This window comes from Flavobacterium sp. CAN_S2, assembly GCF_015752255.1.
Taxonomy (GTDB): Bacteria; Bacteroidota; Bacteroidia; order Flavobacteriales; family Flavobacteriaceae; genus Flavobacterium.
Genome location: NZ_JADOVA010000001.1, coordinates 1,232,194 through 1,247,034, shown reverse-complemented (window position 1 = coordinate 1,247,034; position 14,841 = coordinate 1,232,194). Strand labels below are relative to the sequence as shown.

The window sequence follows — 14,841 nt, the reverse complement described above, 5'->3', positions numbered from 1 at the left end:
GTCTTACCTTTGAAGGTTAGAAAATAAGCATAAAATGAAAGAAACAAAAAATATATCACGCTCCAGAGCGCAAGAATCATCGGCAGCAATTGAAAAAATGTACATCACGATGCGTCACCTTTTCAACAGGGGATTTTACAAACCTATGGGGATTTCAGGTGATACGCTGCGCGAAGCATTATTAGCATTGCGACCAGAAATTTATGGAAATATTGCTGAAGAAAAAGTAGAATTGAACGGACTTTTATATGTAATTGAACGTCTTCCGGTAGGAATTGAAGAATGTCGATTTATCAATTTAACTTCGGATGAGGGGTATTCTAAATCGCATTTTCAGGCGATTGTACCGCCAAAAAGACGTCGTAATTGTTACCGTATCGATGAGGAGCAGATGAATGTGGAGATTACAAGAGGACGCTCGGATATTTATGATATTCTGACGCATTTGACCTTTATTTTCATCGAATCACACAAAATTAGAAATAGGGTTTTACTGGATGATGCCGGTGAGGTTTCCCGAGATTGGTTCAAACTGGAACAAGCGGTTTCTCAAAAGAAGAAACTGACTTTGGTAGAAAAAGAGAAAGCTATTTCTCACGCTGCCAACATTCTGGGAAGAACATTTGAAGAGGTTTTGGATATTTATGACGCTTTTGGTTCAGCCGCTGCGCCAGATCGTTTCTTGCATGTCATCTTTTGGTTGGGGAAACTTGCCATTGAAGAAATTGTAGACGATAATAAGAGAACAATCACTTTCAGTCCTATTTTGAGAGAGCGATTGGGACACCATATTCACGGCGAAATTTGGGCTACAAACATCAAGGAAGTTTTGAAAGAAAACCAACTTTTAGACCGTCCAATTCACGTAATCAGTGCGAACATGCACAGTGTGATGAATTCTATTTTTGCAACGGAAGTTTTGAAAACCAAGTTCAAAGACAAATCGGATTTCTTTATTTATGAGGAATTGAGTAAGTCCGGTGCCAATGCGGTTCGAAACCAAGTGGAAGAAGTCGCTTTGAAATGCGGAATGATTTCGTTGCCGGATACATCAGGAACAAATATCGACGTACAGATTTTTGATACCGCCAAAATAGACTGGGCAAAAACATCCTTTCCTAAGGCGAATATTGGTGATAAAGAACCTGTATTGATTGTTATGGATTATGCGTTTGGAGAACAAGCATATGAAACCATTGATGAGCTTTTGAAACCATTTAAAAAAGACACCTTATTGAATGTGGAATCAGTTTCTATCATGGGGAAAGCGGGAATTCTGGAAGGTGGAAAAGGAGATATCATGATTCCTAATGCACACATTAATGAAGGAACTGCGGATAATTATTTTTTCGAAAATGAATTGACTGCTGAAATGTTTGAAGGAAATGACATTGCTGTTTTTGCAGGTCCAATGGTTACCGTTTTGGGAACTTCATTGCAAAACCGAGATTTATTGAAGTTTTTCCATGAATCGACGTGGGGTATTATCGGATTGGAAATGGAAGGTTCTTATTACCAAAAAGCGATTCAATCTGCTTCAAAAATCAGAAAGAGTGTTCCACATGATGTGAAGGTAAGATATGCGTATTATGCCTCTGATAATCCTTTGGAAACAGGAAGCACATTAGCTTCAGGCGGATTGGGAACAACAGGAGTAAAGCCAACATATTTGATTACGATTAAGATATTGGAACAAATTTTCAACGTAAAATAAAAATATAAATGAGTGCAAACGTGCCCGATAATCAGGATAATCAAGAAATAGATTTGATGCTAATTTCAAAAAAAATAAGCAATGTATTTCAGGATTTCAATACATTCTTATTTAGATGTATTCGGTTTTTTGTAAAGAATGCTATAGTAATTTTGATTTTGTTTGCAGTAGGTTTAGGGATTGGACTTTTTATCGATTCAAATAAGAAGACTTACAATCATGAAATTATTGTAACTCCAAATTTTGGAAGCACGGATTATTTGTACTCAAAAATTAATCTTCTTCAGTCTAAAATTAACGAAGGTGACACCACATTTTTGAAAGAAGTGGTTGGTATAAAGCGACCTAAAACAATTTCTAAAATAGCGATAAAACCAATTACGGATGTTTATAAATTCATAGAAAACAAACCTGAAAATTTTGAATTAATCAAGTTAATGGCGGAGGATGGCGATGTCAAAAAAATAATGGAAGATAATTTGACCAGTAAAAATTATAACTTCCATACGGTTTCTTTTTCAACGAATAAATTAATAATTGACGAAGAAATGGTTCAGCCGCTGTTGCGATTTTTTAATGATTCTAAGTATTACAAAACACTTCAAAAGGAAATTTTAAATAATATTCAGGTTAAGATGTCACAAAATGACACCATTATTTCCCAGATAAATGGTGTTTTGAGTGGATTTTCTTCTGAGGTAAAGGGCACTAAAAGCGATAAACTGGTGTATTATAACGAAAATACACAACTCAACGATGTTATCAAGACCAAAGACGCCTTAATAAATGAACAGGGAAATCACAGAGTAGAATTAGTAGGTTTAGATAAAGTTGTGAAAGATAACAGCACAACAATAAATATCAAAAACACTAAATCAACAAATGGTAAAATGAAATTTATTTTTCCTGTTTTATTTGTTTTGATTTTCATTCTAATTCGGTTTTTTATTGCGTTTTACAAAAAACAATCGCTTAAAGAGCAACATGTTAAAGCTTAATTTCTAACAAGAAAAAAAATCATCCTTTTTTAGTAATAAGAAAGAAGTATCGACACCATATTTTTATTAAAACAAAGATTAAAACGGTTTTTGGGATTGCCATAAAAACATGGGAGGAAAGTTTAAATAAAACAATCAAAATTTGAGACCAATAGATATTTCCATAATTGTGCCGCTGTACAATGAAGAAGCTGTTTTTGATACTTTGATTCAAAGGCTTACTAAAGTCATGGATAATGCGAAATTTTCGTGTGAAGTGCTCTTGATAAACGATGGAAGTATTGATAAAACAGATCAGCTGATTGAGAAAATCTGTGAAAAAGATACCCGATTTATGGGTGTTTTATTATCAAGAAATCATGGTCATCAGCTAGCTGTAAGTGCGGGATTGGCTCATTCCAGAGCCAAACAGGGAGTGTTGATAATTGATGGTGATTTACAAGATCCTCCAGAATTAATTGCTGATTTTCACGAACTTTTGCTGAAAGGTTACGATGTAATTTATGCCATCAGGAAAAACAGAAAAGAAAGTTTTCTTAAAAAATTAGCCTATTCTGCGTATTATAGATTGCAAAAAAGAATATCCAGTTTTAATATTCCAATTGACAGCGGTGATTTCTCCATGCTGAGCCGCAGAGTCGTTGATACGATGAATAATATGCCAGAGCAAAGCCGTTATTTACGTGGAATGCGAGCTTGGGTGGGTTTTAAACAAATTGGTTTTGAATACGATCGTGACGAGAGACAGGCGGGAGAAACAAAATATAGTTGGTCAAAATTATTTGAATTAGCATTCAACGGCATTTTCAATTTTAGTGATTTTCCAATAAAATTCATTACCCGATTGGGCTTTTTGACGGTTTTGTTTTCATTGATTTATTTTGCTTACAATGTTTATCGAAAGATAATGTACAATGATGTTCCCCAAGGATTTACCGCAACTATACTAGCTATTATTCTGTTTAGTGGTGTTCAATTAATATCATTGGGATTAATAGGCGAATATGTGCTTCGCATATACAATCAGGTTAGAAACAGACCGTTGTTTGTAATTGATAAAATAATTCAGGACGGAAAAGTAAATAATAGTTAGCATGAATTTTTTAAAAGATCAGAACAGGATTGTCTATCTGTTGTCATTTTTAGTAGTGGTACTCATTTTTCATATTTCGTATGGTTTAGAAGTTATAATCCCTACAAATATCAATTGGTTATTATCGGTTCGTCATGATTGGGGACAGCATTATTTAGGTTGGGCATTTTATAGAAATGAACCTTGGACATTTCCGTTAGGAACTATAGATAAGTTGTGTTATCCTGTTGGTACCAATGTAGGTTATTGGGACTCGATCCCATTACTTGCCTTCTTTTTCAAAATATTTTCGGGCATTTTACCGGAAGATTTTCAATACATAGGAGCTTGGTTGTTATTTTGTCATCTGATGATGGCGTATTATACTATTAAGATTTTTAATCTGTATAAAATCGGGCTCATTTACACTTTAATCGGAGTTGTTTTTATTGCCTGTAATCCGGTTTTAGTTTACAGAGGATTGCATCCTTCCTTATGCGCCCACGGTTTTATTTTAGCATCTATATATTACTATTTAGTGCCGTTAAACAGTCTCAATGCTAAACAAATCAATAATAAACAGGTTTATTTGTTGCTGATTAGCGCTTTGATAAGTCCATATATTTGTTTTATGATTATTGGTTTTAACTTCATTTTGCCCTTCAAAAGTTATTTCTATTCTAAAGTTATTTCACTCCAAAAAGCCATTATTTATCCCGTTGTATCCTCCTTATTGGTTGTGGTGCTTTGGTCTATTTTTGGAATGGTAGATTTCAGTGACACCGTGAATCTTGAAGTAGCTAACAGTTACGGCTTGTACGGTTTCAACTTAAATTCCTTTTTCAATTCCAGCGGATATTCCACTTTTTTACCAGCTTTAGAGCAAGTATCTCCACATCAATATGAAGGATTTCTATATCTGGGAATAGGAGTGATGCTGTTGACTTTGATAACTACAATCTATTTTCTGGTTACTATTAAAACTTCAATATTATTTTTTAGAGGCAGAAAAGATTTGTTGCCCTTGTTATTTCTTGGAATTGCACTCGCTCTTTTTGCGATTACAAACAAAGTCACTTTTGGCAATAAAGTACTTTTTGAATATCCAATTCCGGAATTAATTCTGAAATTGGGAGGCGTTTTTAGAGCAAGCGGACGTTTTTTTTGGATTGGATATTATTTGTTTTTGATACTTATTATTTGTGTTTTTGTCAAATACAAGTTTTCTAATTTTATTAAAATCAGTGTTTTATTAGTCTTACTTGCAATTCAGGCTTATGATACTAAACTGATTTATCTGGGACGAGATTTGAAATTTGGAAGCTACGACAGTCCTTTATCGGATGAAAAATGGATCGATCTTGTTAGTAATTTCGATAAAATAATTACCTATCCGCCGTACAATAATAATTTGCTTCAGCCAATGGATTATCAAGACCTTTGTTTTGTGGCTTTAAAGACCAATACAGCAATAAGTACAGGTTATGCAGCGCGGGAAAACGGCTTTAAAAATCAAATCTTCATTGATTCTTTGGATGCTAATTTGAGTAAAGGAATTATTCATCAGGATGAGGTTATTGTGACTACGCCACAGTACGTGGAAGCTTTTAATGTTTTATTGCACAACAAATCAGTAGAAATCCAATATCTGGATGGATATTATGTTTTTTATTCGAATAAAAAGGCATTAAAAAAAGCCATAATTACTACTGAAGAAGGAAAAAGAAAAGCAGATTCTATCAGCAATTATTACTCCAGATCAACCATTTTAAAAACGATTGACAGACCTGATTTTAATCAAAAAATACAATTTAACGTTGAAAATTTAATCCATCAAGACGATGTTATTCAAGTAGAAGGTTGGGCATTCAAGGAAGGAAGTAATAACAATCAAGACGATTCTTTGTATGTGACGATTTCTAATGAAAAGAAAACGTATGTAGTAAACTCTAAACGAAAGCCAAGGTCTGATGTAGCAAAATCATTTGGAAAACCGAATCTGGAAAATTCCGGCTTTTCAGCTACGATATTTGCTGATGAAATTGAGAAGGGAAAGTACGATATTGGAATTGCCATAAAAGGGAAAAAAGGAGATTGGACCTATGCGGATTTAGATAAATTTCAGGAAGTAGGCAAGAAAGAATTTGAAAAACCAGTTTTGACAAAAACCATTCCTACCGAAGGAAACGTGATTGGTAATATTGATGATTTTGAAGTAAAACCAGAATATATCAGACTCTCCGGCTGGTCTTCCTTCAAAGAGCAGGATGCAACAAATAATGACATAAAAATCATTTTTATTGGTAAAGGTAAAAACTACTTAATCACTACTCAAAAGTTAAAGAGACAGGACGTTACGAAAGCGTTTAATAATAAATACAATTACGATGATGCAGGGTTTGCTGTGAAAATGAAAAGAAAGGATTTGCCTAAAGGAAACTATAAAATCGGAATAATAGTTATAAATTTAAAGTCTAAAATACAATCGGCACTAATTACAGAAAGAGTTTTAAACAACAAGTAGAGTATTATTGAGAAAAAACATAAATTCGCAAAAAATTAAATGATCTAAAAAATGAAAACAAAATTTATATTCCTTTTATTATTGTCAATTTCATTATTTACCTCTTGTAAAGACAACAAACAAGAGAAAGTGGAAACGAAAGAAGTCGAAAAAATCACGATGAAGATTTCTTTTAACGCAACTGTTAAACAGGACGATGAGTTTCAACTTTTTTATACACAAGACGGTTCAGAAAACTTCAAAGGCGAAAACTCTATTTTAGTGCCGGTAAAAGGAAGTGCAAGTCCTCAGGATATCGTTTTTGAATTACCGGAAGATGTATTGCCTAAAATGATCCGATTTGATCTTGGAGGAAATAAGAATCAGGAAGAAGTAGTATTTAATGCTTTTGGCATTTCATATTTAGACAAAAAATTCAGTGCAAAAGGGATTGAGTTGAGTCAGTTTTTTTATGAAAATGACCAGATTCAATTCAATAAAGAAAAAGGAACCGCAAAACCAGTTGTTGTGGAAGGCAAGGAATACGACCCAATATTTATGGCAACAGAGGTATTAAAAGAAGAACTGCAAAAAATCGTTAAATAAAACGTCATTTTTTTAAGAAACAGGAAAGTTATCTCTTAATTTTGAGATAACTTTTTTATTTTAACACTATTGAAAAATAATAGCACTATAATCAATCAAGCTACTGCATTCAGAAAACTCCTCACTTCTGGAGGACTTACTTTTATGTATAGAATTGGGGGTTTGTTGTTTTCATTTTTAATTACTTTTTTCATCACAAAGAATTATGGCGAAAGTATTTATGGCAATTATGCTTTAATATTTACGTTACTTCAGGCCAGCACCATGATTTTTGCATTGGGACTTCCTAACGCGCTAATCAGTTATTTAGGATTACATGAAATAGACGGTCATTTTTCGCAATTTATCCTCAAAAAAGGATTGAAAATACTACTGCTCACCGCTATTTTGCCCAGCATTTTATATTATTTCCTCAGTACCGAAATAGCAATCTCTATCTTTAATAACGAAAAGCTGATTGTTTACATCAAAATTATCGCTTTGACGTTGCCATTTTCAATTTTTCATGAATTTATATTGAGTTTCTTCATAGCAACCAGAAACTTTGTAAAGTTCAATATTTTCATGTTTATTGTACCCAATTTGTTTTTTTTAATTTTGCTGTTGATTTTTTCAATTTCTGAAGAAAACCAATGGTACACAATACTTTTTTATTCCATTTCAATAGGTTTTACGGTTATTACAGCTCTTTTTTTTGCTGTAAAAAAACATCAAAAAGAACAATTGGAAACGATTTCATCAAAACAAATGATACAATTTTCATCGCCGATGATGTTGAGCAGCTTGATGTTATTTTTGCTGAATTGGACGGACGTTTTTATGCTTGGAGCGATGGTTTCGGATGCACAATTGGGGATTTACAATCTGGCCTATAAACTGGCTTCTCTGGGAATGCTGGTCATTATCTCGATGAACGTAGTTTTAGCTCCTAAAATAGCTGAATTGTATAAATTGAACCAAATCTCTGAACTTCATAAAACAATCAAAAACGCCACCCGAGTTGTCATTTTGTTGACGCTTCCGGTGATTGTTGTAATGCTTGTTTTCAGTGATTTTATATTGGGACTTTTTGGGGATAGTTTTATTCAGGGAAAAATGGCTTTTATCATCATAACTGTTGGCGTTTTTTTAAATGTCATCACGGGAAATGTAGATCAAATATTAAATATGACCAACAATCAAAAAGTACTCAGAAACTGTACTATTTTTGGTTTTGCTCTAAATGTGGTTCTTAATTATTTTCTCATTCCAAAATACGGAATCGTAGGTGCCGCAATTGCCAGTATGTTTACTAATGTTATTTTTAATGTAACATGCCTGTTTTTCATTAAAAAGAGACTTGGCTTTTATACTTTTATCTAAATGGAAATAGAATTATCGGTTATAATTGTTAATTACAACGGGCTCAAATATCTCCAGAATTGTTTGGATTCTTTGTATGAGAATCTCAAAAATATTCGTTTTGAAATCATCGTTGTAGATAATAACTCTGATGACGAAAGCTGCAGTTTCATCAAAACGCACTTTCCATTTGTAAAATTATTACAAAGCAACGAAAACCTTGGTTTTGGCAAGGCCAATAATTATGGAGTTCAGCATGCTAAAGGCGACTTTATTTTATTTTTAAACAATGATACTATTCTTTTAAATCCCGTTCAACCTGCTTTAGAAGTATTAAAATTCAACCAGGATTATGGTTTTTTGACTATTAATATGCTTGGAGAAAACAAGAATTATATTCCTGCCGTTGGGAAGTTTCCGTTGCCGTGGAGAATGTTTAAAATTTCCCTTTTGAATGATGGACGAACAGAATTTCGTAGCGGAAATTTTAATAAGGAAAAGACGTATCAGGTCGATTGGGTTACGGGAGCATTTATGTTACTCAGAAAAGCTGATTTCGAAAAAGTTGATGGCTTTGACCCTGATTATTTCATGTACGTAGAAGATGTTGATTTGTGTAAAAAAATAGCAAATTTAGGGAAAACTGGTGTTTTTGTGCCAAAATTAAGCTATATTCATTTTGTGGGATTCAATAAAAGCAGAGAAAATATGCTGATTCATGGGTATCGAATGTATGCTCAAAAACATTTTTCGGGATCTTCAAAACAGCTGGCACTTATGTCGCTCTTCGTTAATAAATCAGTAAAACGCCTAAAGAACTACTAATGACAATTAAGGCTCATAAAATATTTATTCCGCTTTTTTTACTAATTGTCTTTTGCCAATTATATGTTCCGTCGTTTAGGATAAACATGTTCATTCAGCTTGTATCAATCTTGGTAATTCTTCTGTTGGATGATACAGTATTGACCAAGGGAATCGTCAATAAAATAACGCCATTACTACTGATTTTTGGTTTGGGAATTTTTACTGCAATCTTTCATGAGTTCAAGCTTATTCATTTTGTCAAGGATATTACCCATTTCTTAAAACCCATATTAGGGCTTATGTTGGGTTATTTTATTTTCAAAAAAATGGAATTCAATGTCTTTGTGAAAGTCGTTATACTCGCTGGTTTTGCCTCTGCGTTACTTCATTTTTGCCTGATTTTTATTTTTGGAAATCTATCCTCAGAATCTATAAATGACATTCGCAATAGTTTTGGAAAAGACAATTTCCTGGAATTATTCAGTTTACTATTTGCTCTTTTTTATGGTAAATTTCAGCACGAGCCGTTGTTTAAAAGTAAAGTTTTAAGAAACATTATTTTAGTAGTTTTGGTCATTTCTAACACGCTTTATTTCTCCAGAACAATGGTGATTGTTTTTGCAGTGGCAGTACTTTCAATTTATGGTTTCACTAAAATAAATGCTAAAACCATTCGTTTTTTTCTGGTTTCGATGGCGCTAATCGCTGTTTTTTATGCGTATCTGTTTTCCATTAAACTCGATAGAAATGCAGCAGGAGTAGAGTCTTTTTTATATAAAGTAAAGATTGCGCCATCCGAAGTTTTTTCTACAAAAATAAACCGCGAAAACCACAAAGATCTTTGGGATCATTGGCGCGGTTATGAAGTCAAGCGTGCTTTTGCGCTGATGAACGAAAGTAAATCAAGTTATGTTATAGGAACTGGTTTTGGATCAGTGATTGACCTTAAATTCAAAGCGCCATTGGATTTAAAAGGAATACGGTACATCTCCGAAACACACAATGGTTACATGTATATTTTTTATAAAACAGGAATAGTAGGTCTTTTACTTTTATTGTATTTCTTGAAAAAACTGCACAGTTATGTGTATCGGGAATATACATTTGCGAATCAGTTTATAGGACTTACCGGAATGGTTTTTTTCTTTACAACCTTGACCATTACGGGAATTTACAACCCTAAAGATGTCATAATTATTATCTTAGGCGGACTTATTGCGGTGTCGCACAATAATAATGCAACCAGAAGTACTTTAAAATGAAAGCTAAACTAAGAATATTCGTTGATTGTCATGTTTTTGACGGAAGTTTTCAAGGAACTACAACGTACATACAAGGTTTGTACAAGGAACTTATAAAAGATAAAAGTATCGCGTTTTTCTTTGCTGGCAACGATATTGGGCGACTTCAGGATATTTTTGGAACTGCTGAAAACATCTCTTATTTAAAATACCGATCTAAAAATAAGTTTTACAGATTAGCTTTTGATATCCCAAAGCTGATACAAAAAAATAAAATTGACTATGCGCATTTTCAGTACATTGTGCCTCCAATAAAATATTGCAAGTACATCGTTACGATTCATGACGTACTTTTTTTAGATTATCCTGAATACTTTCCTTTGAGTTACAGACTCAAGAATAAAGCACTTTTCCAGTGGAGCGCCAATTATTCTGATATTGTGTTAACGGTCTCCGATTATTCAAAACAAAAGATTCAAGAGCACTTCGGAATCAAAGATGTAGTCATCACTCCAAATGCCGTTGATTCAGTTTTTTTTGAAGAATATGATAAGGCGAAAGTCGTTCAAGAAGTCCAACAGAAATACAATTTAGAGAACTATTGGATTTACATCAGTCGATGGGAACCACGAAAAAACCATCATACTTTATTGAAAGTCTTTATTGAAAACGAATATTATAAAAAGTATTCTTTGGTTTTAATTGGCGATCAATCAATAACCAATACGCAGTTCAAAATGCTATACGATGGTTTGGACGAGTCAGTAAAAAAAACTGTTTTTATATTGAAGAAAGTCGATTTCAATGAATTAATTCTTCTTTTGCGTGGCGCCACACTGGCTGTTTATCCATCTATTGCTGAGGGTTTTGGAATTCCGCCTTTGGAGACTTCCGTAGCCGGGATTTCAACTATTTGTTCCAATACAACTGCTATGTCTGATTTTGTTTTTTTGAAAAACCGTCTTTTTAATCCGTTTTCAGAAAATGATTTTAACGAGAAAATCAAATTTGGATTACAAAATCAACAAGACGATTCTATCGCAGATTCGATCCGGAATACATACCGATGGGAACTCTCAGCAGCCATTTTTAAGGAAAAAATAGTACTAACAGAAGAATAAAATAGCAATAACTCCTAAGATAAATTAAATCTTTATTTTAGCTGTCTTATAAATTGAATCCCACACATGAAAATAGCTATTTTAGGAACGCGAGGAATCCCAAACCATTATGGAGGTTTTGAGCAATTTGCTGAATTTTTTTCTGTTTTTATGAGAGAAAGCGGTCATGAAGTGTTGGTTTACAATTCCCATAATCATCCTTATCAAGAAAATTTTTTCAAAGAAGTTCAGATTATTCATTGTTATGATCCGGAAACAAAAATAGGAACCGCTGGCCAGTTTATTTATGATTTGAATTGTATTTTGGATTCCCGAAAAAGAAATTTCGATATAATATTACAACTGGGCTATACCAGCAATTCTATTTGGCACTTTCTGTTGCCAAAAAAAGCAATCATAATCACCAACATGGATGGATTAGAATGGAAACGGACTAAATATTCAAAGTCCGTTCAGCGCGTGCTGAAATATGCTGAAAAATTAGCGGTCAAAAGCAGCAATTATTTAGTTTCGGATTCAATAGGAATTCAAAAATATCTTAAAGAAAAATACCATCAAGATTCGACTTATATTCCTTACGGCGCTTTTTTATTTGATGAACCCAATGAGGAAATAACAGCAACACATAACCTTACCAAGTTCAATTACAATATGATTTTGGCTCGACTAGAGCCGGAAAACAACATTGAAACAATTCTGGATGGAGTGGCATCGAGTAATGATGAGACGGTTATAATTGTCATTGGAAATCACAATACTAAGTTTGGTAATTATTTAAAAGAAAAGTTTAAAACCAAAAAATCGATTCGTTTTATTGGGGTAGTTTACAATTTGAATCACCTGAATAATTTGAGATATTATTCAAATCTTTATTTTCATGGTCATTCCGTGGGAGGAACAAATCCATCTTTGTTAGAAGCAATGGCCTCAAAAGCATTGATTATTGCGCATAAAAATGAATTTAACAGTGCAATTCTAAAAGATAACGCCTATTATTTTTCTAATTCAGATGAGGTTCACATTTTGATTTTAAAGATTAAAAAAAAGGATAACTTGCAACTGATTCAAAATAATTTTGATGCTATCAAAGCAGATTATAACTGGGAAAAAATAAATGGAGCATACTTACAACTTTTTCAAAAAAGCATCGCTGAAAACAATTGATTTTATAAAAAATCCTGCAGTTTTTGTATATCTCTTATCGGCTATTTTGATTACACTTCCTTTGAATTTCGCTTTTGGAAGCATTACCTGTATTTTGTTTATTCTGTTTTCATTTTCATCGGTACACAAAATAAAATTCGCACCCAATAGTTCGTTTTTATTGCTTATTACCTTTTATTTTTTGATGGTTATTTCACTGTTTTGGACTCGCGATCTGAAATTAACATTGGGTGGATTAAAAAAAGAAGTGTTGTTCCTATTATTGCCTTTAGCTTTTCTTTTTATTCCAAAATTAAGCACGGAAAGCATTTATAAAGTCTTGCGGGTATTTAGTTTCAGTATGGTTTTTTATGCGATTTATTATTTTTTAAAAGCGATTTTCAGATACTCAAAGTCTGGAGACACAACGGTTTTTTTTTACCACGAATTGGTAACAAAGGAATTGAATGCTATTTACGTTTCCGTTTTTGCCTCTTTTGCGCTGTTTTATTTTATTGCTTTGGATGTAAAAAAGATAAAGGAAAAGATAGCAATAGTGCTGTTATTTGTACTTGTTGTTTTATTAAGTTCTAAAAATATTCTGGCTGTTGACCTATTGTTGATTTTTATTTATTACTTTTTTTTCTCAAATAGTACGAAGCGACAAAAAGGGATAATTGTTGCCGTTTTTTCTACTATAATCATAGTTGCAGTTCTATTGGTTCCAAAAATTAGAGATCGTTTTCTAATTGAATATCAAACTATTTACACCGATAATTCAATTAATTCTGCGACAGAAGCAGAAGGTAAAGTGAATACTATCAGTTTGAACGAAGCTTGGAATAGAGAGCGTTTCGAACACAATGATTTCTTTTCGGGAACAGCTTTGCGATTGTATCAAATTAGGATTTTTAAAGAGTTGCTTTACGAAGAAAACATTCTATTTACAGGCTACGGACTCGAAGCCTCACAAGAAAAAATTAGGGAAAAGGCGAAACAGCACAATTTATATCCGGATTATGGGACGTTCAATTTTCACAATCAATACGTTCAGACATTTGCCGAGCTGGGAATTTTTGGTCTACTGGTTTTACTCTTGCTCTTATTCATAAACTTAAAAAACGCCTGGCAAAACAAAGATTTCATACATATTGTTTTTGCGGTAACAATGATAATGTTATTTTTGACGGAATCCTTTTTTTGCAGGCAACGAGGTGTAATTTTCTTCATTACGCTATATTGCATGTTGAACACGATATATAACCCAAAAAAGTTAAAAATATAAAGATGAAAAGAATACTTATCACCGGAGCTGCAGGTTTTTTAGGATCACACCTTTGTGACCGTTTCATCAAAGAAGGTTATTTTGTTATTGGGATGGATAATCTCATTACGGGAGATTTAAAAAATATTGAACATCTTTTTAAATTGGAGCAATTCGAGTTTTATCACCATGATATTACCAAGTTTGTCCATGTTCCGGGAAATTTAGATTATATACTTCATTTTGCATCGCCGGCAAGTCCAATAGATTATTTAAAAATTCCAATTCAAACCTTGAAAGTAGGTTCACTGGGAACGCATAATCTTTTAGGATTAGCGAGAGTCAAAAAAGCACGAATTCTTATTGCATCCACTTCCGAAGTGTACGGAGATCCATTGGTTCATCCTCAAACCGAGGAATATTATGGCAATGTAAATACCATTGGACCCAGAGGAGTATATGACGAAGCTAAACGTTTCCAGGAATCCATAACGATGGCGTATCATACTTTTCATGGCGTAGAAACTAGAATTGTTAGAATTTTTAATACATATGGTCCAAGAATGCGTCTCAATGACGGTCGCGTTATTCCGGCCTTTATTGGTCAGGCAATTCGTGGGGAAGATTTAACCATTTTTGGAGACGGTATGCAAACCCGCTCTTTTTGTTATGTGGATGATCAGGTCGAAGGTATTTTCAGGTTATTACATTCGGATTATGTATTTCCTGTAAACATTGGAAATCCGGACGAAATAACCATCAAGGATTTTGCAGAAGAAATCATCAAACTTACTGGAACCAATCAAAAAGTGGTGTATCATCCGTTGCCTGTAAATGATCCTTTGCAGCGTCAGCCAGACATTACAAAAGCTAAAAACTTGTTGGGTTGGGAAGCTAAAGTAGGTCGTGCCGAAGGAATGAAAATTACCTATGATTATTTCAAATCGTTATCCAAAGAAGAGCTATCCAAAGAAGAGCACAAGGATTTTTCAAAATACATTTTTTAATATAAGGATTTAGGTTCAAAATGG

The 14,841-nt window shown here is 33.3% G+C and carries 12 protein-coding genes; all 12 read left to right on the top strand.

Features of this window, described 5'->3' with window-relative positions:
* Positions 1 to 34: 34 nt before the first annotated feature.
* The 12 genes from IWX80_RS05630 (at position 35) to IWX80_RS05575 (ending at position 14,817) form a co-directional block, all read left to right on the top strand.
* Positions 35 to 1,714, top strand: coding sequence for a DUF6909 family protein (locus IWX80_RS05630; protein ID WP_196852513.1), 1,680 nt, complete (start codon positions 35 to 37; stop codon positions 1,712 to 1,714).
* Between the two features lie 8 nt (positions 1,715 to 1,722).
* A complete protein-coding gene (locus tag IWX80_RS05625; RefSeq protein ID WP_196852512.1) occupies positions 1,723 to 2,712 on the top strand; it encodes a hypothetical protein in 990 nt (329 codons plus the stop codon).
* A gap of 142 nt (positions 2,713 to 2,854) precedes the next feature.
* Positions 2,855 to 3,805, top strand: a complete 951-nt coding sequence (locus tag IWX80_RS05620) for a glycosyltransferase family 2 protein (RefSeq protein ID WP_196852511.1) — start codon at positions 2,855 to 2,857, stop codon at positions 3,803 to 3,805.
* A 1-nt stretch (position 3,806) separates the two neighbouring features.
* On the top strand, positions 3,807 to 6,308 hold the full coding sequence (locus IWX80_RS05615; RefSeq protein ID WP_196852510.1) for a DUF6311 domain-containing protein: 2,502 nt from the start codon (positions 3,807 to 3,809) through the stop codon (positions 6,306 to 6,308).
* Between the two features lie 51 nt (positions 6,309 to 6,359).
* Positions 6,360 to 6,893, top strand: a complete 534-nt coding sequence (locus IWX80_RS05610; RefSeq protein WP_196852509.1) for a hypothetical protein — start codon at positions 6,360 to 6,362, stop codon at positions 6,891 to 6,893.
* Positions 6,894 to 6,962: 69 nt separating this feature from the next.
* Positions 6,963 to 8,255, top strand: coding sequence for a flippase (locus IWX80_RS05605; protein ID WP_196852508.1), 1,293 nt, complete (start codon positions 6,963 to 6,965; stop codon positions 8,253 to 8,255).
* Complete coding sequence (locus IWX80_RS05600) at positions 8,256 to 9,059, top strand: glycosyltransferase family 2 protein (protein ID WP_196852507.1); 804 nt, start codon at positions 8,256 to 8,258, stop codon at positions 9,057 to 9,059.
* Positions 9,060 to 9,145: 86 nt separating this feature from the next.
* Positions 9,146 to 10,303 carry an O-antigen ligase family protein gene (locus tag IWX80_RS05595; RefSeq protein ID WP_196852506.1) on the top strand — a complete coding sequence of 386 codons (1,158 nt, stop codon included), beginning with the start codon at positions 9,146 to 9,148 and terminating at the stop codon, positions 10,301 to 10,303.
* Complete coding sequence (locus IWX80_RS05590) at positions 10,300 to 11,403, top strand: glycosyltransferase family 4 protein (protein ID WP_196852505.1); 1,104 nt, start codon at positions 10,300 to 10,302, stop codon at positions 11,401 to 11,403. Before IWX80_RS05595 ends, IWX80_RS05590 begins: the two co-directional genes overlap by 4 nt.
* A gap of 66 nt (positions 11,404 to 11,469) precedes the next feature.
* A complete protein-coding gene (locus IWX80_RS05585; protein ID WP_196852504.1) occupies positions 11,470 to 12,567 on the top strand; it encodes a DUF1972 domain-containing protein in 1,098 nt (365 codons plus the stop codon).
* Positions 12,518 to 13,831: an O-antigen ligase family protein gene (locus IWX80_RS05580; protein ID WP_196852503.1), complete on the top strand. Its 1,314-nt coding sequence runs from the start codon at positions 12,518 to 12,520 to the stop codon at positions 13,829 to 13,831. The genes IWX80_RS05585 and IWX80_RS05580 overlap by 50 nt, the downstream gene beginning before the upstream one ends.
* A 2-nt stretch (positions 13,832 to 13,833) precedes the next feature.
* The gene (locus IWX80_RS05575) at positions 13,834 to 14,817 is read left to right on the top strand and encodes a UDP-glucuronic acid decarboxylase family protein (RefSeq protein ID WP_113636127.1); all 984 of its coding nucleotides are present in this window, start codon (positions 13,834 to 13,836) and stop codon (positions 14,815 to 14,817) included.
* Positions 14,818 to 14,841: the final 24 nt, after the last annotated feature.